At 63.3% G+C, this 24,175-nt stretch carries 26 protein-coding genes; 14 read left to right on the forward strand and 12 right to left on the reverse strand.

Annotated features, from left to right (window positions below; translation table 11 throughout):
• Nucleotides 1-85: 85 nt before the first annotated feature.
• Nucleotides 86-400, reverse strand: coding sequence for a thioredoxin (trxA, locus tag GJR99_RS07270; RefSeq protein WP_151110702.1), 315 nt, complete (start codon nucleotides 398-400; stop codon nucleotides 86-88).
• A 103-nt stretch (nucleotides 401-503) separates the two neighbouring features.
• Between trxA and GJR99_RS07275 the strand changes: the two genes are divergently transcribed.
• From GJR99_RS07275 to hisE, 3 genes are read left to right on the forward strand one after another with little or no spacing between them, the layout of a single operon-like run.
• Nucleotides 504-668 (forward strand): preprotein translocase subunit Sec61beta, encoded by a 165-nt coding sequence (locus GJR99_RS07275; RefSeq protein WP_151110704.1) that lies wholly within the window; start codon nucleotides 504-506, stop codon nucleotides 666-668.
• A 56-nt stretch (nucleotides 669-724) separates the two neighbouring features.
• Nucleotides 725-1,333, forward strand: coding sequence for a pyridoxal 5'-phosphate synthase glutaminase subunit PdxT (pdxT, locus tag GJR99_RS07280; protein ID WP_151110706.1), 609 nt, complete (start codon nucleotides 725-727; stop codon nucleotides 1,331-1,333).
• A gap of 54 nt (nucleotides 1,334-1,387) precedes the next feature.
• A complete protein-coding gene (gene hisE, locus GJR99_RS07285; RefSeq protein ID WP_151110708.1) occupies nucleotides 1,388-1,690 on the forward strand; it encodes a phosphoribosyl-ATP diphosphatase in 303 nt (100 codons plus the stop codon).
• A 28-nt stretch (nucleotides 1,691-1,718) separates the two neighbouring features.
• Here the strand turns inward: hisE and npdG are convergent, their stop codons facing one another.
• The 4 genes from npdG to GJR99_RS07305 form a co-directional block, all read right to left on the reverse strand.
• Nucleotides 1,719-2,387, reverse strand: coding sequence for an NADPH-dependent F420 reductase (npdG, locus tag GJR99_RS07290; RefSeq protein WP_151110710.1), 669 nt, complete (start codon nucleotides 2,385-2,387; stop codon nucleotides 1,719-1,721).
• 93 nt (nucleotides 2,388-2,480) lie between these two features.
• Nucleotides 2,481-2,690, reverse strand: a complete 210-nt coding sequence (locus tag GJR99_RS07295; RefSeq protein ID WP_151110712.1) for a DUF7534 family protein — start codon at nucleotides 2,688-2,690, stop codon at nucleotides 2,481-2,483.
• Between the two features lie 39 nt (nucleotides 2,691-2,729).
• Complete coding sequence (locus GJR99_RS07300; RefSeq protein WP_151110714.1) at nucleotides 2,730-3,584, reverse strand: TIGR01548 family HAD-type hydrolase; 855 nt, start codon at nucleotides 3,582-3,584, stop codon at nucleotides 2,730-2,732.
• A gap of 37 nt (nucleotides 3,585-3,621) precedes the next feature.
• On the reverse strand, nucleotides 3,622-4,041 hold the full coding sequence (locus tag GJR99_RS07305; protein WP_191967149.1) for a UPF0146 family protein: 420 nt from the start codon (nucleotides 4,039-4,041) through the stop codon (nucleotides 3,622-3,624).
• A gap of 39 nt (nucleotides 4,042-4,080) precedes the next feature.
• Between GJR99_RS07305 and GJR99_RS07310 the strand changes: the two genes are divergently transcribed.
• Genes GJR99_RS07310 through rtcA form a run of 3 tightly spaced genes read left to right on the forward strand, consistent with a single transcriptional unit; the run spans nucleotide 4,081 to nucleotide 6,128 of the window.
• Entirely contained in the window at nucleotides 4,081-4,602 is a 522-nt protein-coding gene (locus GJR99_RS07310; protein WP_151110716.1) for an archaemetzincin family Zn-dependent metalloprotease, read from the forward strand.
• A gap of 59 nt (nucleotides 4,603-4,661) precedes the next feature.
• The gene (locus tag GJR99_RS07315; protein WP_151110718.1) at nucleotides 4,662-5,111 is read left to right on the forward strand and encodes a universal stress protein; all 450 of its coding nucleotides are present in this window, start codon (nucleotides 4,662-4,664) and stop codon (nucleotides 5,109-5,111) included.
• A complete protein-coding gene (gene rtcA, locus GJR99_RS07320) occupies nucleotides 5,112-6,128 on the forward strand; it encodes an RNA 3'-terminal phosphate cyclase (RefSeq protein ID WP_151110720.1) in 1,017 nt (338 codons plus the stop codon).
• A gap of 12 nt (nucleotides 6,129-6,140) precedes the next feature.
• Here rtcA and GJR99_RS07325 read toward each other — a convergent pair whose 3' ends face one another.
• From GJR99_RS07325 to GJR99_RS07340, 4 genes are all read right to left on the reverse strand, one after another.
• Nucleotides 6,141-6,620 (reverse strand): YbhB/YbcL family Raf kinase inhibitor-like protein, encoded by a 480-nt coding sequence (locus GJR99_RS07325; protein WP_151110722.1) that lies wholly within the window; start codon nucleotides 6,618-6,620, stop codon nucleotides 6,141-6,143.
• Nucleotides 6,621-6,686: 66 nt separating this feature from the next.
• Nucleotides 6,687-7,544: a VOC family protein gene (locus GJR99_RS07330; RefSeq protein WP_151110724.1), complete on the reverse strand. Its 858-nt coding sequence runs from the start codon at nucleotides 7,542-7,544 to the stop codon at nucleotides 6,687-6,689.
• A 147-nt stretch (nucleotides 7,545-7,691) separates the two neighbouring features.
• Nucleotides 7,692-9,506 carry a ribosome biogenesis/translation initiation ATPase RLI gene (locus GJR99_RS07335; protein WP_151110726.1) on the reverse strand — a complete coding sequence of 605 codons (1,815 nt, stop codon included), beginning with the start codon at nucleotides 9,504-9,506 and terminating at the stop codon, nucleotides 7,692-7,694.
• 2 nt (nucleotides 9,507-9,508) lie between these two features.
• Nucleotides 9,509-9,817, reverse strand: coding sequence for an EMC6-like membrane protein (locus GJR99_RS07340; RefSeq protein WP_151110728.1), 309 nt, complete (start codon nucleotides 9,815-9,817; stop codon nucleotides 9,509-9,511).
• 123 nt (nucleotides 9,818-9,940) lie between these two features.
• On the opposite strand from GJR99_RS07340, the gene GJR99_RS07345 reads away from it, so the two are divergent.
• A complete protein-coding gene (locus tag GJR99_RS07345; protein WP_058571267.1) occupies nucleotides 9,941-10,234 on the forward strand; it encodes a MarR family transcriptional regulator in 294 nt (97 codons plus the stop codon).
• A gap of 95 nt (nucleotides 10,235-10,329) precedes the next feature.
• On the opposite strand, the gene GJR99_RS07350 is transcribed toward GJR99_RS07345, so the two are convergent.
• The gene (locus tag GJR99_RS07350) at nucleotides 10,330-12,195 is read right to left on the reverse strand and encodes a PINc/VapC family ATPase (protein ID WP_151110730.1); all 1,866 of its coding nucleotides are present in this window, start codon (nucleotides 12,193-12,195) and stop codon (nucleotides 10,330-10,332) included.
• A gap of 160 nt (nucleotides 12,196-12,355) precedes the next feature.
• On the opposite strand from GJR99_RS07350, the gene GJR99_RS07355 reads away from it, so the two are divergent.
• A complete protein-coding gene (locus GJR99_RS07355) occupies nucleotides 12,356-13,798 on the forward strand; it encodes an amidase (protein WP_191967088.1) in 1,443 nt (480 codons plus the stop codon).
• Nucleotides 13,799-13,838: 40 nt separating this feature from the next.
• Here GJR99_RS07355 and GJR99_RS07360 read toward each other — a convergent pair whose 3' ends face one another.
• Nucleotides 13,839-15,446, reverse strand: coding sequence for a methyl-accepting chemotaxis protein (locus GJR99_RS07360; RefSeq protein ID WP_151110734.1), 1,608 nt, complete (start codon nucleotides 15,444-15,446; stop codon nucleotides 13,839-13,841).
• A 191-nt stretch (nucleotides 15,447-15,637) separates the two neighbouring features.
• Here GJR99_RS07360 and GJR99_RS07365 point away from each other — a divergent pair, with 191 nt between their 5' ends.
• The 5 genes from GJR99_RS07365 (at nucleotide 15,638) to GJR99_RS07380 (ending at nucleotide 21,911) form a co-directional block, all read left to right on the forward strand.
• On the forward strand, nucleotides 15,638-16,732 hold the full coding sequence (locus tag GJR99_RS07365; RefSeq protein ID WP_151110736.1) for a M20 family metallopeptidase: 1,095 nt from the start codon (nucleotides 15,638-15,640) through the stop codon (nucleotides 16,730-16,732).
• A 283-nt stretch (nucleotides 16,733-17,015) separates the two neighbouring features.
• The gene (locus GJR99_RS07370; protein ID WP_151110740.1) at nucleotides 17,016-18,524 is read left to right on the forward strand and encodes a carboxypeptidase M32; all 1,509 of its coding nucleotides are present in this window, start codon (nucleotides 17,016-17,018) and stop codon (nucleotides 18,522-18,524) included.
• Nucleotides 18,525-18,610: 86 nt separating this feature from the next.
• The gene (locus GJR99_RS17835) at nucleotides 18,611-18,787 is read left to right on the forward strand and encodes an HVO_0416 family zinc finger protein (RefSeq protein ID WP_305037510.1); all 177 of its coding nucleotides are present in this window, start codon (nucleotides 18,611-18,613) and stop codon (nucleotides 18,785-18,787) included.
• 157 nt (nucleotides 18,788-18,944) lie between these two features.
• On the forward strand, nucleotides 18,945-20,795 hold the full coding sequence (locus tag GJR99_RS07375) for a UvrD-helicase domain-containing protein (protein WP_151110742.1): 1,851 nt from the start codon (nucleotides 18,945-18,947) through the stop codon (nucleotides 20,793-20,795).
• 6 nt (nucleotides 20,796-20,801) lie between these two features.
• A complete protein-coding gene (locus GJR99_RS07380; protein WP_151110744.1) occupies nucleotides 20,802-21,911 on the forward strand; it encodes a M24 family metallopeptidase in 1,110 nt (369 codons plus the stop codon).
• Nucleotides 21,912-21,929: 18 nt separating this feature from the next.
• On the opposite strand, the gene GJR99_RS07385 is transcribed toward GJR99_RS07380, so the two are convergent.
• Nucleotides 21,930-22,172, reverse strand: coding sequence for a DUF7533 family protein (locus tag GJR99_RS07385; protein WP_151110746.1), 243 nt, complete (start codon nucleotides 22,170-22,172; stop codon nucleotides 21,930-21,932).
• 174 nt (nucleotides 22,173-22,346) lie between these two features.
• On the opposite strand from GJR99_RS07385, the gene GJR99_RS07390 reads away from it, so the two are divergent.
• Nucleotides 22,347-24,173, forward strand: coding sequence for an SLC13 family permease (locus tag GJR99_RS07390; protein ID WP_151110748.1), 1,827 nt, complete (start codon nucleotides 22,347-22,349; stop codon nucleotides 24,171-24,173).
• Nucleotides 24,174-24,175 lie beyond the last annotated feature (2 nt).

Here is a 24,175-nt window from a genome sequence, read left to right on the forward strand (position 1 = left end):
CCGTCGCCGTTCGTATAACGCTTGCGAGACACACCGCCGCCGCTCACGGTCGATTCGCGTGGGTCGAAGAACGGAGCGTGTGCGCTTACGCGCCGGCTTGTTTCAGTGCGGACTCGATGTCCTCACGCTGGGTCACGCCCACGAACCGGTCGACGATTCCGTCGTCGTTCTCGATGATGAGCGTGGGCAGCGAGCGAACCTGGTACTGGTTGGCTACGTCTTGTTCTTCGTCGACGTCGACCTTCTCGAACTCGACGTTCTCGAAGTCGCTCTCGAGGTCGTCGAGAATCGGGTCCTGCGTCTTACAAGGGCCGCACCAGTCCGCGTAAAAGTCCAAGAGTCGAACAGTCATCGTATCCCGACGCACGGTTGCTTGCCCCCGCGCATAAGGATTACTCATGCGGCGGCACGACCCGCGGAGTTCTAGCCGTCGGCACCAGCTCACACGGGGGCGACGAGTACGAGCCGAAACGTTTAGGCGGCGGACGCACAGACGATGGAGTATGAGCAAGGGCCAGAACAGTGGCGGTCTGATGTCGAGCGCAGGTCTCGTCCGCTACTTCGACGCGGAAGACCGCAACGCAATTCGAGTCGACCCGAAGACCGTCGTCGCACTGGGAACGCTGTTCGGCATCGGCATCTTGGTGCTGAACGCCCTCGCGTTCTGACGACAGCGCACCGAACGAACGGTCGATTTTTGTCCTCACATTCCCCAGACTCGTCTATGAATACGCTACGCGCCGGTGTCGTCGCCGTCCAGGGCGACGTTACCGAACACGCCGACGCAATCGAACGCGCGGCCGCCGCCTACGGGGTCGAAGTCGAAATCGTCGAAATTCGGAGCGCTGGCCACGTCCCCGACTGCGACGTGCTTCTGATGCCGGGCGGGGAGTCGACGACTATCTCACGACTCCTCGAACGCGAAGGCATCGACGAAGAAATCAAAGCCCACGTCGAGGCCGGAAAGCCCGTCCTCGCGACCTGTGCAGGCCTCATCGTCGCGTCCAGTGACGCGAAAGACGACCGAGTCGAGACGCTGGACCTCGTCGACGTCACCGTCGACCGCAACGCCTTCGGACGGCAGGTAGACAGCTTCGAAGCGCCACTCGACGTTTCGGGCCTCGACTCGCCGTTCCCGGCAGTGTTCATCCGCGCACCGCTCATCGACGACGTCGGAGACGACGTCGAAGTGCTCGCGGAGTGGGACGGCACCCCTGTCGCCGTGCGCGACGGCCCCGTCGTCGGCACGTCGTTCCACCCCGAACTGACCGCAGATAGCCGAATTCACGACCTCGCGTTCTTCGACGAACTGGAAGTCGAAGTCGAGGCATAACCACCCGCCGCCGGAATCAGAGAGCCTTTTTCTACCGCCGCCCGTCGTGCGACCATGGACGCCGATACGCCGACCGACGAGGTTCTCGACGAACTCTTCGCGACTATCGAGTCGCGGAAAGCCGAGTTACCCGACGACTCCTACACGACGACGCTCTTTACCCACGAGAAAGGCGAGAACTACGCCCTCGAGAAACTCGGAGAGGAAGTGACAGAGACCATCCTCGCCGCCAAGGACGACGACCGAGAGGAACTCCTCTACGAGAGCGCGGACCTCGTCTACCACCTGCTGGTCGTCCTGGCGATGAACGACGCGTCGCTCGACGACCTGCGAGAAGAACTGAAGAACCGATTCTAACGCCGAACGGGGACGCTTCGAGCGCCGATTACTGGAAGCGAACGCCCAGGTCGTTGAGCCCCTCGTTGTTGTGCGCGACGTTGATGAGAAGCGGCGTGAGCGCCTCGATTTCTGCGGCGTTTGCGAGTCCGCCACCGTCGAGTGGGCGAAGCCCCTCGATTCCGTCTGCGAGGAGGCGAACCGTCTCTTTCGCGTCGGGGTCGTCTGCGACGAGGAGCGTGTCGATGCCGAGGTCCGCGTCGAGGTCGGCGAGGCGGCCGGCCGCGAGGTTGTGGAACGCGCCGACGACCGGGATGCCGTCGGGAGCAGCGTCGACGACGAGTGCCGTCACGCTCCCGGCACTCGGCGGGTGGTAGTGGAACCCGTCGTCGTCGCGCTTGATTCCGGTCGCGGGCGTGACGAGGATGTCGCCGTCTTCGAGCGAGTCTGCGACGGCCTCGATGGTGTCGGAGACGTGGTACGGCGGGACGGCGAGAACGACGACCGACGCGCGCTCGGTCGCCATCTCGTTCGTGAAGCCGTTTACCTTCACGTCGCGGCCGCGACTGGAGAGTTCGGTCTCGTACTCTTCTGCCTTCGCGCGGGCCTTCTCTGGGTCGCGCGACCCGATGATGACCTCGTGGTCGGTGTGGTAAGCCCAGCGGAGGGCGAGTCCTTCGCCGATGTCGCCGGTTCCACCGAGGAGTGCGATTCGCATACTCACATGTGCGAACTGGGACGACGTAAAGGGTTACGCGACCGGAGGGTTCTGCCTCTGTCTGCTGTTCGTCCGGACTGCGCTCGACAGTGCTTACTCGTCGTCGGGTTCGAACAGCGCTTGGACCCGGACGAAGCCGTCGCGGTAGACCAACCACCACGAGACCGCCGGTGCGAGCAACAGCGCGGGGCCGACCAAGAGAAGTTGCAAGAATGGGTCTGGCGGGGCGAGGAACGACCCGACGACGAAGATGACCGCGTCGAGGGCGAGGAGCGTGACGACGAACGCGCGGAAGTCACCCATCAGCGACCACCCAGTGTCTGTGTCATCGTACTCCACCCATCAGTCGAGCAGCTCCGGAACTTCGTTTACGTCCTCGACGACCGCCGCGGCACCGATTTCGGCGAACTTCTGTCGGCCGTCGTCGCCGGTCAGCCCACCCGAGAGGACGCCGATACCGTAGTAGACCCGCTCAGGGTCGGCGGCGTCGGCGTTCAGCGCCGTCTTCACGTCGTCGAGGGTGTCGCCGACGAAGACGAGAGACTGCGCGTCGAGGCGCTCGGCGACAGTGACGAGGGCCGCCGGGTGGGGCTTTCCTTCGTCCCAGTCGTCCATCGTGAACCGGTGGTCGTCGTCCACGTCGAGGGCGACACGGTCGAGGGCGATGTCTGCCTCTGCGGACGGCCGACCGGTCACCACGCCAATCTCGCGGTCACCGAGTGCGTCGAGCGTCTCGGGACGGAGCAAAACGGGTTCGTCGTGGATGTAGCCGGGTGCGTCGAACGGTGGGTCGCCACCTTCGAGGTCACGGTAGAGGTCCGACCCGAGGTAGAGCGCCTGAAACGTCTCCCGAAGTCCATCGGGATTCCACTGGTCGAAGACGGTGGTCGGGTCAGAGAGGAGTGACTCGACCGTCGCTTCGGCCGCGTCGAGGCCGCCCCCGCGTGCTTCGATATCGTCGGTGAACGCCTCGAGAGAGACGGCTGTCTCGCGTGCGGTGAGAACGTAGAGCGCCGCCGCGTAGGTCAGTTCCCAGTCGTTGTTGAACCCGCCGGCGTCCTTGAACTGCTGGACGTCGGCGCGGGAGATGGTCTCGTCGTAGGTTCGGTCGACCGACTCGACGATGGCGCGCCGATAGGAGTCGGCGACGTCTACGAGTACCCCGTCGATGTCGAAGACGACAGCGTCCGCGTGCATACCGGAACCGCGGGACGGGGAGGCAAGTGCCTTACTCTTATCCTCGGGGACCCGGTGCGTCGTCCGCGACGTAGAGCGTATCGCCGGGAATCGACTCACGGCGAACCGGTATCGAGGGTTCGTCGAACCCGAGCGTCGTAAAGAGGAACTCTGCACCGGCGCGTCGGGCGACACGAGCGGTCGGGGCGTGGAGTTCGACGGGGATGTTCAGTGCGTAGATTGCGTCCACGCCTTCGTAAGGCCCGAGTTCGGGGTCGTCCGCGCGGGCGACCACGTCGTCACGGACGAATCGGACACCCTCGGGAACTGGAACGTCGTAGACGTCGACGGCGGTGACGTCCACGCCGTGAGCGGCGAGTTCGGCGGCCACCGACGAGGCCCGACCGACGCCCACTTCGACCACTCGGTCGTACTCTCGCAACCGAGTCACGAGCGCGTCGCGCAGAAAATCTCTCACGTCGGGATATTTATGAAGCGCCATCGCTTAATCCCTCGCATGCTTGTCGATATCGTACCTATCGGGGATATTTCTGCTGCGGTCAAACGGGAGGCGTCCGCAGGACTCCGGTCCGTCTACGACTGCGACGTGACCGTTCAGTCGAACCAAGCCATCCCGGAGGGTGCGTTCGATAGAAGCCGGAATCAGTACCGCGCAGAACAGTTTATCGAGCTGACGAGTCGTGTCGGGCGCGGTGAAAAGAACATCGGCATCACGTCCCAGGACCTCTACTACCGTCGCCGGAACTACGTCTTCGGACTCGCGTACCTCAACGGCAACGGCTCTGTCATTTCGACGTACCGCCTCCAGACCTCCACCGACGGCGGTATCACCAACAAACCCGCCGACGAAGTACTCTCGGACCGCGTGCGGAAGGAAGTCGTCCACGAGATTGGCCACACACTCGGCCTCGAACACTGCGACAACAACAAGTGCGTGATGTCCTTCTCGCCGACGGTCCGCGAAGTCGACGTCAAAGAAGAGAACCTCTGCGGAACCTGCAGTCGCCTCATTCACTAGTTCTCTCGGGACGGTAGCAGTGTCCTCCTTTTTTCTCGTCACGACACGTGTATACAGTCATGAACTTCATCGTCGCAGTTGATGGGTCTGAGTCTGCCGACCGCGCCCTCGAATACGCTCTCTCGATGGTCGAACCGCTGGGTGCGACGATTACCATCGTCCACTCGGTCGAACCACACGTCGTCGTCGAAGGCGGCGAAGAACCGATAGCGGGCGTTCCGACCAGTGGCGACCACATCGTCGTCGAGAGTCTCGAAGACGCCGAGGCCCGCGGTGAACAGGTCCTCGAAGAAGCGCGAGCGCAGGCGACGGAAGCGGGCGTCGATTCGACGAGTGAACTGCTCTACGGCAACCCCGTCGACGCACTCACCTCGTACGCGACCACCACCGGCGCAGATGGCGTCTTCGTCGGCCACCGCGGTATCTCGAAACAGTACGAGGGACTCGCTGGGAGCGTCGCCAAAGAACTCGTCGAACGAGCGTCGTGTCCGGTCACCGTCGTCCGCTGAATGCTCCGACTCGACGGAGACGCAGGCGGCGGCCAACTCGTTCGGACCGCACTCTCGCTGTCGCTCGTGACGGGCGAGTCGTTCGAGATGGAAAATATCCGTGGCAACCGTTCGACACCGGGGCTCAAAGCACAACACGTCGCGTGCGTCTCGGTCGCTGAATCGGTTGCGAACGCCGACGTAGACGGTGGGAGCGAAGGCTCTTCGACCCTCCAGTTCGACCCAGAGTCGGTGACGAGCGACCCCGTCAGCGTGTCGGTCGGAACGGCCGGAAGCACGACGCTCGTCAGCGAGACGCTTCTTCCCGTCGCCGTCGCCATCGACGACCCGCTGACGCTCACCGTCACGGGTGGGACCGACGTCCGGTGGTCGCCGCCCGCAGACTATCTTCGGTACGTGAAACGCCCGTTGTGTTCGGCGTTCGGTGTCTCGTTCGACGTGGACGTCCTCCGGCGAGGGTTCTATCCCGCCGGTGGTGGGAGACTCGCAGTTCGAATCGACCCCGCCAAACCGACTCCAGTCGACTTGCTCGGCCGTCCACCACTCGACGGAATCGACGTCTATTCGGTCGCGAGCGAGGCGCTCGCAGACGCGTCGGTGGCAGACAGACAGGTCGAAGGCGTTCGAACTGCCCTCGCCGCAGAAGGCGTCGAGACACCGGTTCGAGCGTCTGTCGCGTACGACGAGAGCACCTCTCCGGGGACTGCTGTCGTCCTCGCGGCCCGGTGTGGAGACGTCGTCGCCGGATTCGACGCCTACGGTGAACGAGGTGTCCGCGCCGAAGAAGTCGGCGCACAGGCAGTCGACGCGTTCGCCGACTGGTACCGAACCGACGCACCCGTGGACCGGCACATGGCCGACCAACTCCTCGTGTGGGTCGCACTCGCCGGCGGCCGCGTTCGGATTCCGGCGGTCACCGAACACGTCCGGACGAACCTCGACGTGATTCGAGCCTTCGGCTACGATATCGACGTGCGCGAGACAGACGGTGGTGCTGTCGTCGAACGAGTCGAGTGAAGAATCAGGGTCTCAAGGCGCGTACGTCCCGGTCAGTCGCGCCTCGTCCAGAACGTGCCCGTCGATAGCCGCTTCGAGGTCTGATTTCGTCGCCCCCGACCCAAGGTCGAGTGCTGTGTCGAGTGCGTACAGGACGAACCGATAGGTGTGTTCTCTGTCCGGCGGGTTCGGCCCGCCGTAGCCTCGCTTCCCGTAACTGTTCGTCCCTTCGTCGGCACCTGCGGGTACAGAACCCTCTGCGATGTCGGCCGTTTCGGGGTCGATGTTCCAGACGACCCAGTGGTCCCACACCTTCCCCGCCGGTTTCATCGCGTCGGGGTCGTCCATCACGAGTGCCAACGACACGGCATCGGTTGGGACGCCCTCGATTCCGAGCGGCGGACTCGTGTTCTGATTCGTGTAGCCGTACTGCCGTGGTATCTCGGTTCCGTCGTCGAACGCGGGACTCCGAAGGCTGAGTCTACCCGACGCGTCGCTCTCGGTTGGTGCCATACCCTGTAGTTGGTAGACCAATGACAAAACGGTTCGTTCAGCCAGTCCGACTGGTCTCGGCGTCGGTTACGCCGAAACGACGACGCGCAGTTCGATTCCGTCGGGGTCAGAGACGACGAGTTCGTCGCCCGACACCTCGACGGTGTGGCCTGCCTGTTCCAGCGAGTCGCGGACGCCACCGAGTGTGTCGGTGTCGGGGACGACGACTTCAAACCAGTCGACGCCGCGACTCCCGCCGGCCGGTTCAGACCGCTCGTTCCACCGATTCAGGCCGACGTGGTGGTGGTAGTCGCCGGCGGCGACGAACGCGGCACCGGGGTAGCCGTCGTCACGGAGGTTCATACCCAGCGCGTCGGTGTAGAAGTCGAGCGACCGAACGAGGTCGGTGACTTCGAGGTGGACGTGTCCGAGGTCGGTTCCGGCGGGAGCGTGGTCGTCGCCATGGGCGTCAGCGAGGAGTGGTTCGAGGTCCAGATGGAGGGTGTCCATCTTCACGCGCCCGTCGGCCGTCCGGGGCCACTCGTCGCGTGGGCGGTCCCGATAGATTTCGACGCCGTTGCCCTCCGGGTCGCGGAGGTAGAGTGCCTCGCTCACGAGGTGGTCGGACGCTCCAGACAGCGAGGTGTGGTCTCGAATCCGAGCGAGTGCGTCACCGAGTGCCCCCCTGTCGGGAACCCGGATAGCGAGGTGGAACAAACCGGCCTGTTCACGGGTGCGCGGCGGTGCGTTCGGGGCTTCGTCGAGGACGACGAGTGGGTCGTCGCCGGCCGAGAGAACGGCCCGGCCGCCTTCGCGTTCGACGTCGAGTCCGACGACGTCCCGGTAGAACGGAACGACGCTGTCGAGAGAGCCAACCCGAAGCGAGACGCGTCCGAGGTGTGTCGCATCGGAGAGGCCAGTCGTCTCGGGAACTGTGTCAGTCATCACTCACACTTCGCGCGTGAGTGTCAAAACGGTCGTAGTATCACGAGTGTCACCGAGAGACTGTGGTGGTACTGGGTGTGGTCAAAAAGGACGTGGTGAGAGAAACCGAGACGAAAACACCGGAAACACCGGAAACGCCGAAGCCGACTACTCGGCGTAGTAGTACTCGCCAGACCGCTTCTGCTCGCGGTCGAGTTGGGAGTCGGGCTTGTTGATACGCGGGCGCTGCGTGCGCTCGTCACGGCGGAACGTGATGTCGAGGTCCGACAGGAAGTCGTTCATCCCGTCGCGCATCTCCTGTGGTTTCGAGGCGTGACCTTCGATAGAGGGTTCGCCGTCGAAGACCATCAGGCGGTCAGCGAGCAGGTCCATCATGTAGATGTCGTGGTCGATGACCATGACCGTCGCGTCGTGGTTCTCGGCGTAGCGGCGAATGGCCGTGGTAGCCTGCACGCGCTGTTCGACGTCGAGGTGGGCCGACGGTTCGTCGAGCAGGTAGAGGTCGGCGTCCTGCGAGAGACACGCCGCGATGGCGACGCGCTGACGCTCACCACCGGAGAGGTCGGTGAGGTTGCGCTCCATGATACGGTTGAGTTGCAGCGGGTTCGCGACCTCGGTGTTCCAGTACGACGACCCGAACTGGTCGGTAATCGACGAGAGGAACGCGTCTACACGTATCGGTTGGTCGATTTCGATGTACTGTGGCTTGTACGAGATGTCGAGTGCGAAGTCGAGTTCGCCCGTGTCGGGCGTGAGGTCGCCCGTGAACAGCTGGGCGAGTGTGGACTTCCCGATTCCGTTGGGACCGACGATGCCGAGCACTTCGCCGTTGTAGATGGTTCCGGCGTCCACGTCGAGGGAGAACTCACCCTCACCGTAGGATTTCCGGATTTCGGGGTACTCGATGAGTGGTTCGGCCTTCGTCGTCTCACGCGGTGCGTGTTCTTCGAAGGTAATCGCACCCGGTCGGATGCGCATGTTCTCGTTGGTGAGATACCCTTTCAGATACTCGTTGATGCCGTTTCTGACCGACTTGGGGTCGGTGATGACACCGAACGCGCCGGGTTCACCGTACGCCACGTGGAGCGTGTCGGCGAGCAAGTCGAGAATCGCCAGGTCGTGTTCGACCACGAGGACCGCTCGGTCTTCTTCTTCGGCGAGTTCGCGGATGAGACGCGCCGCGGTGACGCGCTGGCCGATGTCGAGGTACGGCGAAATCTCGTCGAGGAAGTAGAAGTCGCGGTCGCGAGCGAGCGTCGCCGCGAGAGCGACGCGCTGGAGTTCACCGCCAGAGAGCGTGTCGATATCGTTGTCGACGACGGGACCGATGTCGAGGCGGTCGATGTAGGAGTCGAGCGCACCGCGTTCGTCGGTCGCCTCGAGCAGTTCGCGTGCCTTCCCGTCGAACTGTTTGGGAATCTGGTCGACGTACTGCGGTTTCCGTGCGATGGACACGTCGCCGTCTTGCACTCGCTCGATGTAGTTCTGGAGTTCGGTGCCGCGGAATCGGTCGAGGACGGCTTCCCACGTCGGGTCGACGTCGTAGTTGCCGAGGTTCGGCACCATCTCGCCGGCCAGCGCGCGGACGGCGGTGGTCTTCCCGATACCGTTCGGACCGAGGATACCCGTGACTGCACCCGGTTCGGGCACCGGCAGTCCGTACAGGGAGAAGGCGTTTTCACCGTAACGGTGGGTCGGTTCTTCGTCGAGTTCAGACGGGAGGTTGATGATCTCGATAGCGTCGAACGGACATTTCTCGACGCAGATTCCACAGGTCTCACCGAGACAGATCTCCTCGGAGATTCGGACCTGGTCTGGACCTCCCTGTTCGGCGTCCTCGCCGCGGAGCGTGATGCACTCTTTGCCCGTTCGGTTCGGCGGACAGAAGTTCGAGCACTCGTAGCTACAGCGGTCGGGGGAACACCGGTCCAAGTCGACGACTGCGATACTATCGTCCGCCATGATTAGAGCTGAACACCCGAGGTCAGCAAGATAGCGAACGAGATGAACCAGAGCGCGAACGTCATGAACGTGACGTAGAGGTAATCTTTCGCCCCGGAGATGTCGATGCCGATGGCTCGGAGCACCGGGAACTGGACGAGAACGAACGCGCCGAGGACACCCACGGCCAACTGATTGGTCGCGGCCTCGACCGTCGTCCCGACCAGCACACCGGAGAGCACCGCTGCGGCGATGCCGGCGAGACAGGCGAGTGTTGTGACCGTCACTCCGCGAAGGTGTCCGGAGAGTTCGGTCTGCGTTTCCGTGGCCATGTGTTCCCCTGCGATAGCCTGCATCAAAAGGCGTTCGTTCCTCCCGCGCGTCCGCCGATAAAGCGTTGTCGGCTAATCACAGCCAACAAGGTTTATGCTGGTGGCACGTCTCGATTCGTAACGATGGCTGGAACAGAAGAGGAGAGTCTAGACGACCTCCCACCGAGTGCGAAGCTCGTTTTCAAAGTACTCGAATACAACGGCCCACTCACCCAGAAAGGTATCGTGCAAGAGTCGATGCTCTCCGCACGGACAGTTCGATACGCACTCGAACGACTGGAGGGTATTGGTATCGTCGACGAGGACGTCTACTTTGCTGACGCTCGCCAGAATCTCTATCAGTTGACCGACCTCGCGCCACAGCAAGCGCAGGCGAAAGCCGACGGCGGGAAAGAAAAGGCCTGCTGCGCCGAATAGCGACTGACTACCCGACGTTTCGCAACCTGTCTCTTCGACTCCCGTTGCGACGGGCAACCGCAATGAACTCGACGACGGTCCGGTCGTCCAGTCCGTTAGGCCGGGACGGCCGTGATTTGTTGCTTTTTGTCGATTGCGTTCTCCAGTTCCTCAGCGATGGCGCTGCCGCGTGAGACCTGAATGTCGCCGCCGCGACCGACCGTCGCCGTGAACAGGTACTCGTCGTTCGCGCGTACTTCGACCGTCTCACCGACGTGACCGTCCATGCGGACGATGACGTGGCGAGACGTGACTTCGGGCGTGACGACGACGCCGTCGTTCGACTGCCCGCCCGTGGACGAGTCACTGGACGCCTGCCCAGCAGGCGCGCCCTGCGATGGCTTCTCGTCGTGCGTCCGCACGTCGATGTCGATGCCGAGGCGGTCTTCGACGTCCGAGATGCGGCCGCCACCTTTCCCGATGACGTAGGAGATGTCGTCGTCTTCGACGTAGACGACCGCACGGTTCTGCCCTTTCAGGTCGACTTCGACGTGCCCGCGGGCGATAGACCGAATCTCGCGCTCGATTTCCTGCTTGGCGAGACGGGAGACACCGCTTTCCTTCTTGTCGCCTTCCTTCCCGAGTGGGACGGTGACGACCTGCCGGTTGAACGTGTAAATCTCGTACTTCGGCGTGCCAGTCTCGAAGTCGCGAATCTGGATGACCGGGCGGGCGAGGTCCTCTGCGAAGAGACCCTCTGGGACCTTCACCTCGGTGCTCACGTCGTACACAGTGTGGACCGCACCGTCTTCGATGTAGACGACGGTGTCGACCACTTGCGGAATCATCCCGAGTTCGACGCGGCCGACGAGACGCTGGAGTGCGTCGATAGCCCGCGTCGCGTGGACGACACCGACCATCCCGACGCCAGCGAGGCGCATGTCGGAGAACACCGAGAAGTCCTCGGTCTTTCTGACTTCGTCGTAGATGGTGTAGTCGGGGCGGACGAGGAGGAGTGAATCGGCCGTCTTGGCCATGTCGCCACCGAGTGCCGTGTACTGCGTGATGTCGGGGCCGACCTGCAGGTCACGCGGTTTCTCCATGGTCTTGACCGCGTAGTCGCTCTCGTTGAGGAACTCGGCGACGGCCTGTGCGAACGTGGACTTCCCGGCACCGGGCGACCCGGCGATGAGGACGCCGCGCTGGCGTTCGGCGAGGCGGTCACGGAGTTCGTCGGCGAACTCGTAGTCGTCGAGTTCGGTCTTGACGATGGGTCGAACCGCCGTGATTTCGATGCCGTCTGCGAACGGTGGGCGAGCGACGGCGATACGGAAGTCGCGGAACTGGACGATGTCCATCCCCGGTTCGGAGAGTTCGATGAACCCATCCGAGGCGGCGCGAGCGGAGTTGACGATGTCGTCGGCCCACTCTTTCATCGTCGCCTCGTCGGTTACTTCGTCGGCGATGGACTGGTAGTGCATCTCGCCGATTGCCCCGCGTTTGGCCTTCGGTTTGGTGCCCGTCTTGAGGTGGACGGACATCGTCTGGTCGTCGAAGAACTGCTCGATGATGAGGCCGCCAGACCCGCGAACGACGGGTTCGACGTAGTCGACCCTCACGCCTTTCGCTTTGGCGACTTCGGCTTGCACCACGTCGCTCGTCAGGAGTGTCGCAGAACGCTCGGCCGCAATATCGCGGATGAGCGCGTCGATGTCGCCCTCGTGAGCGCCTTTCGTCTCGCCAGCACTCGGGCGGCGACCGACGTAGTTCAGTTCGATGACGCCGTCGTCCGCAAACTCGGCGAGGCGTTGGAGTTCAGAGAGACCCTCCCAGCCCGTATCGCGGCCATCGTTGGCCTGCGACTCGAGTTCGCTGACGACTGCTTCGGGGACGAGAACGTCGGCACCGTCGTAGGTTCCGTCGTCGACTCGCTCGGACACGCGACCGTCAATGACCGCGCTCGTGTCCGGCACTATCTTCATGCGCGAAATTTCGTGTCGGGGACGGATAAGGATATAGATGGAGCGGTTCGCATTGGATGCGAATCTGTGGCACAGCGGGGCCGACGGCGACCCGAGTTCGTCCGCTCCGCGGGGCCAGTCGTGGTGTATAGTTAATAGAATGACACGACAAGATACTCGTATGTCAGGAGAACGCTCCAGTCGAGCCATCCGACGCGCAGCCGAAGTGTACGGGTTCTCCCTCGACGACGAGGGAGTCGAAAGATACGTGGCGGAACTCGACGCGACGGCCGAGGCGCTCGGGATGCTCGAAGCGACCGACCCTGCCGCCGAGCCAGCGACCGAAGTGGACGAGGGAGACGACCCCCACAACGCCATCCGATACAGCTTCTCACTTCCAGGCGATGACGCGGCGAGCGGACCGCTCTCGAACTACCGACTCGGTGTGAAGGATAACCTCGCCGTCGCCGGCGTGCCGATGACCTGCGGGTCGGCGGCGCTGTCGTACACCCCCGACTACCACGCGACGGTCGTGCAGCGACTCGTCGACGCCGGCGGCGACGTCCGCGCGACGACCAACATGGACGAGTTCGCGTTCTTCACGACGGGCGAAACCTGTGCGCATGGTCCAATCGGGAACCCCGCCGTCGATGGCGCGGTTCCCGGTGGGTCGTCGAGCGGCAGTGGAGCGGCGGTCGCTGCGGGACATCTCGACGCCGCGCTCGGCAGCGACACGGGCGGGAGCGTCCGAATCCCCGCGTCGTACTGCGGTATCGTTGGACTGAAACCGACTCACCGCTCGGTCTCTCGGTTCGGATTCGTCGACCTCGCCCCGTCGCTCGACCAGGTCGGTGTCCTGGCAACGTCGGTCAAACTGGCAGGAGACGTGTTCGAGACGGTCGCCGGTCCGGACATCCGTGACCCTTCGACGCTTGGGATGCCGACGCCAGACGTGAGCGTCCCAGACACCGTCGACAGCCTTCAGGTTGGTGTCGTCGAAGAGGCGATGACCGACGCCGACCCGTCCGTTCGAGAACAGGTAGACGCCACCGTCGAGGCGCTCGCAGACGCTGGCGTGGTCGTCGACCGAATCTCACTCCCGACGTTCAGAGTCACACCGCTGGCGGTCTTGGCGACATCCAACGTCGAGTTCGCCCGCCTCGTGGCAGACAACGGCCAGGTGTACGGGACGGGGACGGGCTACAGCGAGGGCCTCCGGACGGCACTCGACGACCTCGACTCCAGCCGACTTGGCGACAACGTCGTTGGCCAACTTCTCGTAGGCGGTGGACTCCTCGAAACGACGGGCGGGAACCACTACGTCGCCGCCCAGCGCGTTCGTGAAACGTTCACTCGAGAGGTCGACGACGCCCTCGCGGCGTACGACGCGCTCGTGCTCCCGACGACGCCGACGACGGCACCGTCGTTCGGGACTGTGACCGACCAAGAAGCATTCGTTCGGACGATTTCGCACACGGCACCGTTCAACCTCACAGGGAATCCAGCGCTGTCTGTTCCCTGTGGGACTGCAGACGGCCGGCCCGTTGGGTGTCAGTTCGTGACCGCCCGACACGACGAGTCGACCGCGCTCGCCCTCGGGTCGGCCGTCGAGCGGTCGTCGTAACTGTGTCGTAGCGTCACTCGTCGACCGAGTTATCCCGTTTTCATTCCGCCTCGATGACCTCGAACGACTCGACGAGCCCCTCGAGGTTCGCCGCACGAGACGAGAGTATGGTGGCCTGTTCGGCGAGGTCGTCGATAGAGTCCGACTGACGGTCGGCCGTCTCGACGACCAGTTGTGACTGTCCCGTCGTCTCCTCGGAGATGTTCGCCACGTCGTCTACGCGCATGGCGATATCCTGGGCCGACGTCGCCTGTTGGTCTGTCGCAGCACTCACTTCGGCCACGCTCGCGTCGATGTCTGTAACCATCTCCACGATAGACTCGAACTCTGCGATGGCGTCACTAACCGTCTCGAGACTCCCGGAAACCTGTTGGTTCATCTTCCGGACGTCGGCGAGCGTCTCTTCGGAGTGGGCCGTGATGTCCGCGATGAGAGACGACACTTCGTCTGCGGAGTCTCGCGTCTCTTCTGCCAGCGACTTGACTTCCTGTGCGACGACACCGAACCCGTCGCCTGCCTCGCCGGCGTGTGCCGCCTCGATGGAGGCGTTGATGGCGAGCAGGTCCGTCTGCGATCCGACGCGGTCGATGAACGCGGCGATTTCGTCTATCTCCTCGATGCCGTCTGCGAGTTCTTCGACTGCGATCGCCGTCTCGTCGATGCGTTCTTCGACGGTGTCTAACTCTTGGATGGCCTCGGTTGCTGCGTCTCTGCCGACTGCACCCCGTTCGGCCGCCGTCTCTGCGGTGTGGGCAACTTCGTCCGCCGAGGCAGCGATCTCTTCGACTGTCGCCGAGAGCGTGTTGAGTTCGTCAGCGACCGTCTGGAGATGCTCTGTCTGCGACCCTGCGCCGTCGGAGATTTCGACCACTGCCGTCGCGACTTCTTCGCTGGCGGTGTTCGCTCGCTGCACGTGTTCCTGTGCGGCGTCACTCATCTGCGAGACTTCCGCTGCGAACGACTGTACCTCACCAATCGTCTCAGAGAGCGTATAGACGAGTTCGTTGTACGTCTCTGCGACTGCTTCGTATCGGTCGTCGTCGACGCCCCAGTCGGCGGTATCGATGGTCGCTGTGAGGTCGCCCGCTTGTGCGCGGGAGGTCGCTTCGGCGAACGCTTCGACGAGATGTTGCAGGTTGCGGGTGTAATCTGCGAGGTCACGTTGCATCCGGTCGAGTGCGTCGCCGAACTCACCCGGCATCTGCTCGTCGAGTGACGGGTGGTCGAAGTCCTGGTCGGCCAGTGCGGACGCTTGTGAGGCGACGATAGAGAGGTGGTTGTGCATCGACGCGAAGTCCGACGAGAGCGCCGCGACTTCGTCGGTCCCGCCGATGTCTGGTGGTGCCGTCGAGAGGTTACCAGCCGCGACTTCCGAAGCAGACGTAGAGATGGCCTCGATTGGGTTCGCGATGTCCTTGCGTGCGATGAGGATGGTGTTCCCGAACGCGAGTACTGCACCCCCGAACAGCGCCACAGTGAACACGAATCTGGTGGTCCCGCTCACGACCCACGGAAGGACGGCCTGTCCGAGGGACATGACGAACTGGATGCCGACGGCGGCGACGATTTTCCGTTCGACAGAGTCAGACACACCAAGTGCGTCCATACTGCCCCAGAGTAATCGTTCGTATGCCGAGAAGATGCGCATACACCAGCGTTTTCAGAATTGAGTATAAGTTCTGGAGCGTGTTCTCGCATACTGAGAACAGATTTGTCAATCAAGAGAGACAGGTTCTCAAAGATGAGACCAGAGACGAGGAGCATCTCTCGTCTGTTTGCTGACTCGTGTTCCACACCGAGACAGCGCATACTTTTCCGGTGGGACAGAGAGACACCCACATGAACGAACTCACCGACCTCACTACCGACCTCGTCTCGATACCCAGTCACGAAGACGAGACTGCCGCTGGCGACTTCATCGAGGCGTGGTTGCGAGCAGAGACGGACGCGGAAGTGACGAGAGACGGCGTTGGGAACGTCGTCGCTCGGGTCAACCCCGGCGTCGGTGAGTCACTGGCGCTCGTCGGGCACCACGACGTGGTTCCACCGGCAGAACGACAACTGACCGACGACGGTGAGTACATCGTCGAAACCCGCGATGGACGAATCTACGGGCGCGGCGCGGCCGACATGAAAGGCGCAGACGTGGCCGCCATGCTCGCCTTCCGAGACGCCGCGGAGTCCGCAACGAACGAAGTCGTCTTCGCGTCGTTCGTCGACGAAGAACTCGGTGGAAACGGTGTCCGGAGCGCCCTCGACGATGGACTCTCACTCGACTACGCCGTCGTCGCCGAAGGCTCGACGAACTACTCCGGACCGAACCGAACAGACCTCGTCGTGGCCCACCGTGGCCGCCGGGCGAGCGTCCTCGAAGTCACCGGAACTGCGTGCCACGCGAGCGAACCGGAGAAAGGCGAGAACGCCATCTACCGCGCCTGCGACGCCGTCGACATCGTCCGAGAACTGGACGTTCCCGACAGCGAAGTCCTCGGAAACGCCGTCTCGGGGAGCATCGCAGTCACCGAAATCGATGGCGGGAGCGCGTGGAACGTCATCCCCGACGAGTGTTCGGTCATCATCGACGAGCGAACCGTCCCCGGTGGGTACGCCGACCTCGCACAGACTGAATCCATCGAGGGCGTCGAGTGGGTCGTCGAACAGGACCTCCCGCCGATGGCATGCGACGACGCCGAGTTCGCCGAGCGAGTGTTCGACGCGGCCAAACGAGTCCACGACGCACGAGGCGACGACGCGCCCGAACAGGTGACGAAACCCCACGCCACCGACGCCGGCTGGTTGGCCCAGGAAGGGACGACGTGTGTCGTCTACGGGCCGTCTGAACCCGGCGAAGCGCACACGAAGAACGAGAGCGTCTCGCTGGACGTGCTGGAGCGGTGTTACGAGACGTATCGTGCCACTCTGGAGGAGTGGTGACACCTGTCGTTTCGGCGGTGACGAAGACGAGAGTGCCGGAACGAGGAGGAGTCCGAGACCGGCCAAGAGGAACCAACTCGGCCACGGTAAACTCGATTTTTATCGAAAACGCGACGGCAGTCGGGACTGGGTGGGACTGACAGCAAAGTTACTTGAACGCTGTTCCGAGGCCGGTGAGGAGCGATGGGACGCCACAGGGCCGACGACGCCCAACTCGTCAAAACCCTCACCGAAACCCCCGTCTCCTGCGTTTTAATATCTCCCCGCCCCGACCCGATACCATATGGCAGCAACCTCCACGGAAGACGCGTCGGCGTACGACCAACTGCTCGCGAAGTACAAGCGAATCGCCAACGTCGAGAACGCCGGTGGCATCCTCTCGTGGGACCAGCAGGTGATGATGCCCGACGAAGGGACGCCCGCGCGTTCCCAGCAGATGTCGGCGCTCTCCGCGCTCAGTCACGACCTCCTCACCGACGACGAGTTCGGAGAACTGCTCGAAGCGGCGGAGGCGGACGACCCGACGGACGAACAGGCCGATGTCCTCCGAGAACTCCGTCGTGACTACGAACGCGCCGTGCGCGTCCCGAACGACCTCGTCGAACAGATTTCGGCGGCGGCGTCCGAAGCGATTCCGGCGTGGAAGCAGGCGAAGGCCGAAGACGACTTCGACACGTTCGCGCCCCACCTGGAGAAACACGTCGAACTGAAGCGACAGTACGCCGAACACATCGACCCCGACCGCGACGCCTACGAGGTGCTGTTCGAGGATTACGAACCGTGTCTCCCACTCGACCAGGCAGAGGAGATTCTCGACGAAGTGCGCGAAGTCCTCGTCGAGATGATCGCGGAGATTCGTGAGTCGGACGTCGACCTCGCCGTGGACGCCTTCGAAGGCGAGTTCCCGGCCGACGAGCAGGAAGCACTCGTCCGCGACGCGCTCTCGACGCTCGGGTATCCGTGGGACCGTGGCCGTCTCGACACCGCACCGCACCCGTTCTCGTCGGGGACGCAGTTCGACGCCCGCGTGACCACGCGCTACGACGAGTCCGACCCCCTCGGGTCGCTTTTTTCGACCATCCACGAGTTCGGCCACGCACTCTACACCCTCGGCCTGCCGGACGAACACTACGCGACGCCCCTCGGAGAGGACCGCAACCTGTCGGTCCACGAGTCGCAGTCGCGTCTCTGGGAGAACCACGTCGGGCGCTCGCGCGCCTTCTGGCAGCACTTCCTGCCGACGTTCACCGAACACTTCCCCGAAGTCGATGGAACGGTCGAAGAAGTCTACGAAGCGGCGAATCAGGTGTACGAGGACAACTTCATCCGCGTCGAAGCGGACGAACTGACCTACCACCTGCACATCGTCATCCGGTTCGAACTCGAGCGTGCACTCATCTCCGGCGACCTCGCCGTCGAGGACGTCCCGGAGGCGTGGAACGACAAGTACGAAGAGTATCTCGGCATCCGTCCGGAGACCGACTCCGAAGGCTGTCTGCAGGACATTCACTGGGCCTACGGCAACTTCGGCTACTTCCCGACGTACTCTCTCGGCTCTATCATGTCTGCGCAGTTGTTCGCCGCTGCAGAGGAGGACATCGACGAACTCGACCAGAAGATTGCAGACGGCGAGTTCGCCGACCTACGCGAGTGGCTGCGCGAGAACGTCCACCAGTACGGCCGCCGCTACGAGACGAACGACCTGGTGAACCGTGCGACTGGAAAAGACTTCGCCGCCGACGACTTCCTCGACTACGTGGAGACGAAGTACAGCGCACTGTACGACCTGTAGTACAGCGAGATAGTCTCCCTCGTTGATTCTCGGAAGCTCACAACCTCCGTAGGAACTAAATATAGGCATGTCATACCATACCATGTATGGCCTCAGCACCCAGTGACGACATGTTCGATCAGTTTTTGGCTGACCGCGGTCACGAGACAGAACCGGTACGCTGGGACCGATCCTATAACAAACTGCAATGCCCCGACTGTGGGGCGTTGCACGACATGGGCGCGGCGACATGCACCGTATGCGGCTGGTCGCCGGAGGCCTAACGCGTCCGACGGCTGACCACGCCAGAGCACCTGTTCTCGACACACCCCACATAGTGGGGGTGTGCTGCGAACGCCCGGCCCGTCGAATCGATTCCGGGCGCGTTCGCCCTCGTCTGAAGCACGTCGTTTATCACCGATAAGGCCGTGAACGTGCACAATGAGCGAATCCGACGTGACCGTCACCCGACTATTCGGGGGTCCGGGGAGCGGGAAAACCACGGCCCTACTCGACAGGGTCGAATCAATTCTCGAACAAGACGACGTTACCATCCGCGACATTCTCGTCGTCTCGTACACTCGTGCCGCAGCGTCCGAGGTCCGTGAGCGACTCGCAGAACGGCTCGACATCAACCCACGTTCGCTGAAAGGGAACGTCTCGACGATGCACGCGAAGGCGTACGAGCTGCTGGGTCTCTCACGCAACGACGTGGTCGGCGAGAAGGACAAAGAGGAGTTCTGTAAAGAGTACGGCATCGAGTTCCAGGACGAGTACAGCGGTGCCGGCCGTCGGACGGCCCGTTCGACAACCATCGGCAACAAGATTATCGCGACGAGTCAGTGGCTTCAGCGGACGCGCCGCGACGTCGCCGACTGGTACGACGTCCCCTTCCAGTGGAACGTCGAAGAAGTCCGTCTCCCCCCCGAAATCGACCCGAACGCACAGGAAGGCAACAAGTACACGCCGACGTGGCCCTCCTCCGACGACCGAATCGACATCCCCGAGGCCATCCGTGCGTGGCGCGCCTACAAGGGCGAACACGGTCTCGTCGGCTTCGCAGACATGCTCGAACGGGTCAAACAGCGTTCGCTCGTCCCGAACGTCGATTACCTCGTCATCGACGAGTTCCAGGACATCACGACGCTCCAGTACGACGTGTATCAGGAGTGGAAACCCCACATGAAGGGTGTCCTCATCGCCGGTGACGACGACCAGGTCGTCTACGCGTGGCAGGGTGCAGACCCGAACCTGCTTCTCGACGCCCAGCGTGACCACGACGAGATTCTGCCGAACTCCTACCGTCTCCCGTCGAACGTGCTCAACGTCGTCAACCGCGAGATTCGACACATCGACAAGCGACAGGAGAAAGACCTCAAACCCCGCAAAGAAGGCGGGTCCGTCGAAGCGGTCGAGAGTCCGTCGATGCTCGAACTCGCGCGAAACGTCCGCTACACCGTCGAGCAAGACGACGGGACCATCATGGTCCTCTTCCGTGCGCGCTACCAGATGTTCCAGTTCATCGACGAGTTCCTCCCGTCTGGCATCCCCTTCTCGACGCTCACTGACCAGCGGATGTGGACCGACCGTCTCACCCAGTACGTCCGCGCCGTCGAGGCGATGGAGGCCGACGAGCCAGTCGACGGACTGGAAGCACGGCGTCTCGCCGACATGCTCCAAGACTCCGCGTTCGGAACGAACGACCGCGACGACCTGTTCGACGCCATCGACGAGCGACAAGAAGAAGCAGGCGTCGACGACATCACGGAACTCGAGTTCACACCGAAGGAGATCAAGAACTTCGCACCGTTCGCGCCCAACGGAAGCGCCGCCTCGGACATGGTCCGCAAGGTGACGAGTTTCCAGCGAAAATCCGTCGACGCGTACTTCTCGGGTGACTACGAGGGCATGGACCCCAACCGCGTCCGTGTCGGCACCATCCACTCCGCGAAGGGTCGCGAAGCAGACCACGTGTTCATGGCGACGGACCTGACCGAGAAGGTCGTCGAGCAGATGGCCGCGTCCGTCAGCGACGAAGAACTCGAAGCACGCGGAATCGAGGAGTTCACGTCCGCGACGAGTCCCGTCCCGCTCATCACGGACAACGAGCGCCGTGTCTTCTACGTCGGGATGTCTCGTGCCCGTGAGCGACTCATCATCCTCGAAAACCTCGTCAGCGGGGCACCGACGCTCCCCATCAGCGTCCTCCTCCACAACGAGATTCGCGACGAGGACACGCAGGAACTCGTCGAAGCGGCACAGGAACCCCCAGCGCCCGAACCCGAGGCGTAATCACCGATGCCGCCCGGTCCCCGCGGTGGCGACGCCATCGACGCCGCCATCGACGACAGCGGCGCGATTGGGTTCGTCTCGGTCTGTCGCGGCGACGACCCGACGAGTCGGTATCTGACTGGACTCGACGCCGAGTTCGACGTCGTCTACGTGCGCCTCCCCGGTGAGACGCATCTGCGCGTCCCGTCGACGGTCGACATTCCAGACGGAGACGCCGCGTCGATTCGTGTGGACGACCGACCGGCCGGACAGGCCGCCGCGGCAGTCCTCGCAGCCCAAGCAGAGACGGGGACGGTACTCACACCACAGACGGTTCCGCACGACGCCGCGCTCCACCTCGAATCGGCAGGCTACGAACTGTCGTCGACGACAGCAGTCCAGGACGCACGAGCCACGAAAGACGCCGCCGAACTGGACGCTATCGAGGGAGTACAACGGGCCGCAAAGCGCGCCATCAGCGCTGCGGCAGTCATCCTCGCGGACGCGCACGTCGAAGACGAGGCGCTGGTCTGGAGCGACGCACCCCTCTCGACAGAGCGAATCCGGCGACAGGTGAACGCGACACTCGCCGTCGAAGGCGTCGACTCCGCGGGGGCGACGACAGTGACGACTGGCACCCGCGGAGGGCGCGAATCGGCGGTCGAACTCGTCCCCGGAGAACCAATCGTCGTCTCGGTGTCACCCCGTGGCCCCACAGGATACCGTGGTGCGCTCGCTCGAACCTTCGTCGTCGACGCCGACGGCGGGTGGGAACGACGTGCGCACGTAGCCTGTGCCGCCGCCCGCGACGTGGCGCTCGTCGAGGCCGACCCCGGTGCAGACGCTGGGTTCGTCGGGAGTGAGATTCGTGCCGAGACGGCCGCGTTCGGCTTTTCGATGGCCGACGAAGTGACGAGAGACGTCGGCGGCGGACTCGGTCTGTCGGCCAGAGAAGACCCACCACTCGACGGAGACGCCGAACTGGCCACAGGGAACGTCCTCAGAGTTCGGTCTGCAATCACGCACGCAACTCACGGGCGGGTCGAACTGACCGACGTGCTCGTCGTCGAAGACGACGGGCCACGATATCTCACCGACGCGCCGACGACCCTCGACCCGTCTCGCTGGACCGAGTAACGACCACAGTCGAGAACGCTACTCGTCTTCGTCCGGTTCTTTGGCGACGCCGCCGACGACTTTCTCGGCGGCGAGCGTCGGAATATCCTGCGGCGTGGTCAGATACTTCGGGAGGGCGACCATGAGAACGGCGAGGAAGAGCATCCCCGCACCGAAGACGGTCCGACCGTCTGCGAGGAGCGTCAGACCGAAGACACCGAGTGGGATAGCGAAGATGAGCGACGCCCCCAGACCGACCATTTCCAAGATTCCGAGTCGCATCGAGCGCGGATAGTCCACGAGTAGACAAAAGCGTCGCGGCATCGTCGGCAGTGGACAGGACAGGTGGAGCAGAACAGGACAGGATAGGACAGATGGAGCAGAAACGAACGGGAGTCTCGTCACCGAGATAGTCACCCAGGCAAGCATTAAGCCGTCTCCGATTCGACGTTTCGCATGGTCGCGGTCACGACTGGCATGCTCGTCGTCTTCGCCCTCGTGGTCGTCACGATGGTGCTCTTCGTCACAGAGGCGGCACCGCCTGACGTGACCGCAATCGGTGTCATCGTCGCGCTCGTCGTCCTCGAGCCGTGGACGCAAGTGAGCCTTCAAATCGGTCTCTCCGGGTTTTCCAACGCCGCGACCATCACGATTCTCGCGATGTACGCACTCAGCGAGGGGGTTCGACAGACGGGGGCGATTCGCGTCCTCGGCAAGGAAATCGCTCGGTTCACTCGCGGGAGTGAGAGTAGGCTACTCGGTGCTGTCGTCGGTCTCACCGGCCCCGTCGCCGGAATCGTCAACAACACCCCAGTCGTGGCGGTGTTCATCCCGATGGTGTCCGACCTCGCGGACCAGACGAGTGTCTCGCCGTCGAAACTCCTCATTCCGCTCTCGTACGCGTCGATGCTCGGCGGCACGCTCACACTCATCGGGACCGCGACGAATCTCGTCGCGAGTGAGGCGTACGCGACCGCGACAGACAACCCGCCGTTTTCGATGTTCGTGTTCACACCGCTGGGCATCGTCGTCTTCCTCGTCGGCGCAGTCTACCTGTTGACCATCGCACCGCGACTCCTCCCCGAGCGAGTCGAACCCGGTAATCGAACCGCAAACTACGGTGTGCAACCGTTTCTCGCCCGCGTGTTGGTCCCGTCTCGGTCACCGCTCGTCGGGAACCCCGCACGAGAAATCGCCGACGACGCACACCGAGACCTCAACATCGACATCCTCGACGTCCTCCGCGGTGGCGAACACTTCATCGCGGCCGAGACGGACCGAGACGTCACAGGGCGAGACATCCTCACCGTCCGTGGCGACCCGCAGAAGATTCAGCAGTTCTGTGAACTCGCAGACCTCAGGTTCCTCCCACGCGCGGCCGTGACGGACGCCGAACTCGACCGACCGGACCGCGTGGCACTGCTCGAACTCGTCGTCCCACGCGAGTCAGGACTCATCGGCGACACGATCGGTGAGACACGCCTCCGTGAGCGCTACGACGCGACGGTCCTCGCAGTTCGCCGTCGTGGGGGAGACCTCATCCGCGAGCACTTCCGAGACGTGGACCTCCGCGCTGGTGACTCGCTCCTCCTCCAGACGACGCGTGAGGCGGCACGGTACCTCAAAGAGGCGGACGATTTCATCGTGACGAGCGAGGTGTCCGAGGAAGTGATGGAACAAAACGGGGTGTTGTCACCGACAGCACTCCGCGCGTTCGCTATCCTCGCGGCAGTTATCGGATTAGCCGCACTCGGCGTCGTTCCCATCGCAGTCGCGGCCCTCGGCGGCGTCGTCGCCATGATTGCGACCGACTGCCTCTCACCGAGCGACGCCTACGACGCGGTGAGTTGGAACGTCATCTTCCTCCTCGCGGGCGTGATTCCGCTCGGCCGCGCACTCTCACTGACTGGCGGTGTCGCCCTCATCGCAGACCTCGTCGGTGAGGCGACGGTGTTCCTCCCAATCGTCGCCGTTCTCGCCGCGTTCTACCTCCTGACGGGCCTGCTGGCCAACGTCATCACGCCCGTAGCCAGCGTCGTTCTCGTCGTCCCAATCGCCATCGACACGGCACAGCAACTCGGTGCTGACCCGTTCGGATTCGCTATCGCCGTCACCTTCGCCGGGAGTACGGCGTTCATGACCCCCATCGGCTACCAAACGAATCTCATGGTGTACGGTCCAGGTGGCTACCGGTTCGCCGACTATCTCCGAGTCGGTGGGCCACTCCAGTTGCTCCTCACCGTCGTGACGACGTTCGGAATCGTCTTCCTGTGGGGACTCTGAGA

Origin of the sequence: Haloferax marinum (genome assembly GCF_009674625.1) — an archaeon.
GTDB classification, from domain to species: domain Archaea; phylum Halobacteriota; class Halobacteria; order Halobacteriales; family Haloferacaceae; genus Haloferax; species Haloferax marinum.

Excerpts from the sequence above, each read along its gene's own strand:
- GJR99_RS07365 (WP_151110736.1), top strand. The coding sequence starts at position 15,638 with ATGAACGAACTCACCGACCTCACTACCGACCTCGTCTCGATACCCAGT.
- GJR99_RS07300 (WP_151110714.1), bottom strand. The coding sequence starts at position 3,584 with ATGCACGCGGACGCTGTCGTCTTCGACATCGACGGGGTACTCGTAGAC.
- GJR99_RS07380 (WP_151110744.1), top strand. The coding sequence starts at position 20,802 with ATGCCGCCCGGTCCCCGCGGTGGCGACGCCATCGACGCCGCCATCGAC.
- rtcA (WP_151110720.1), top strand. The coding sequence starts at position 5,112 with ATGCTCCGACTCGACGGAGACGCAGGCGGCGGCCAACTCGTTCGGACC.
- GJR99_RS07375 (WP_151110742.1), top strand. The coding sequence starts at position 18,945 with ATGAGCGAATCCGACGTGACCGTCACCCGACTATTCGGGGGTCCGGGG.
- trxA (WP_151110702.1), bottom strand. The coding sequence starts at position 400 with ATGAGTAATCCTTATGCGCGGGGGCAAGCAACCGTGCGTCGGGATACG.
- GJR99_RS07340 (WP_151110728.1), bottom strand. The coding sequence starts at position 9,817 with ATGGCCACGGAAACGCAGACCGAACTCTCCGGACACCTTCGCGGAGTG.
- GJR99_RS07330 (WP_151110724.1), bottom strand. The coding sequence starts at position 7,544 with ATGACTGACACAGTTCCCGAGACGACTGGCCTCTCCGATGCGACACAC.
- npdG (WP_151110710.1), bottom strand. The coding sequence starts at position 2,387 with ATGCGAATCGCACTCCTCGGTGGAACCGGCGACATCGGCGAAGGACTC.
- GJR99_RS07360 (WP_151110734.1), bottom strand. The coding sequence starts at position 15,446 with ATGCGCATCTTCTCGGCATACGAACGATTACTCTGGGGCAGTATGGAC.
- GJR99_RS07345 (WP_058571267.1), top strand. The coding sequence starts at position 9,941 with ATGGCTGGAACAGAAGAGGAGAGTCTAGACGACCTCCCACCGAGTGCG.
- GJR99_RS07275 (WP_151110704.1), top strand. The coding sequence starts at position 504 with ATGAGCAAGGGCCAGAACAGTGGCGGTCTGATGTCGAGCGCAGGTCTC.
- GJR99_RS07310 (WP_151110716.1), top strand. The coding sequence starts at position 4,081 with ATGCTTGTCGATATCGTACCTATCGGGGATATTTCTGCTGCGGTCAAA.
- GJR99_RS07385 (WP_151110746.1), bottom strand. The coding sequence starts at position 22,172 with ATGCGACTCGGAATCTTGGAAATGGTCGGTCTGGGGGCGTCGCTCATC.
- GJR99_RS07370 (WP_151110740.1), top strand. The coding sequence starts at position 17,016 with ATGGCAGCAACCTCCACGGAAGACGCGTCGGCGTACGACCAACTGCTC.
- pdxT (WP_151110706.1), top strand. The coding sequence starts at position 725 with ATGAATACGCTACGCGCCGGTGTCGTCGCCGTCCAGGGCGACGTTACC.
- hisE (WP_151110708.1), top strand. The coding sequence starts at position 1,388 with ATGGACGCCGATACGCCGACCGACGAGGTTCTCGACGAACTCTTCGCG.
- GJR99_RS07335 (WP_151110726.1), bottom strand. The coding sequence starts at position 9,506 with ATGGCGGACGATAGTATCGCAGTCGTCGACTTGGACCGGTGTTCCCCC.
- GJR99_RS07355 (WP_191967088.1), top strand. The coding sequence starts at position 12,356 with ATGTCAGGAGAACGCTCCAGTCGAGCCATCCGACGCGCAGCCGAAGTG.
- GJR99_RS17835 (WP_305037510.1), top strand. The coding sequence starts at position 18,611 with ATGGCCTCAGCACCCAGTGACGACATGTTCGATCAGTTTTTGGCTGAC.
- GJR99_RS07295 (WP_151110712.1), bottom strand. The coding sequence starts at position 2,690 with ATGGGTGACTTCCGCGCGTTCGTCGTCACGCTCCTCGCCCTCGACGCG.
- GJR99_RS07350 (WP_151110730.1), bottom strand. The coding sequence starts at position 12,195 with ATGAAGATAGTGCCGGACACGAGCGCGGTCATTGACGGTCGCGTGTCC.
- GJR99_RS07315 (WP_151110718.1), top strand. The coding sequence starts at position 4,662 with ATGAACTTCATCGTCGCAGTTGATGGGTCTGAGTCTGCCGACCGCGCC.
- GJR99_RS07325 (WP_151110722.1), bottom strand. The coding sequence starts at position 6,620 with ATGGCACCAACCGAGAGCGACGCGTCGGGTAGACTCAGCCTTCGGAGT.
- GJR99_RS07390 (WP_151110748.1), top strand. The coding sequence starts at position 22,347 with ATGGTCGCGGTCACGACTGGCATGCTCGTCGTCTTCGCCCTCGTGGTC.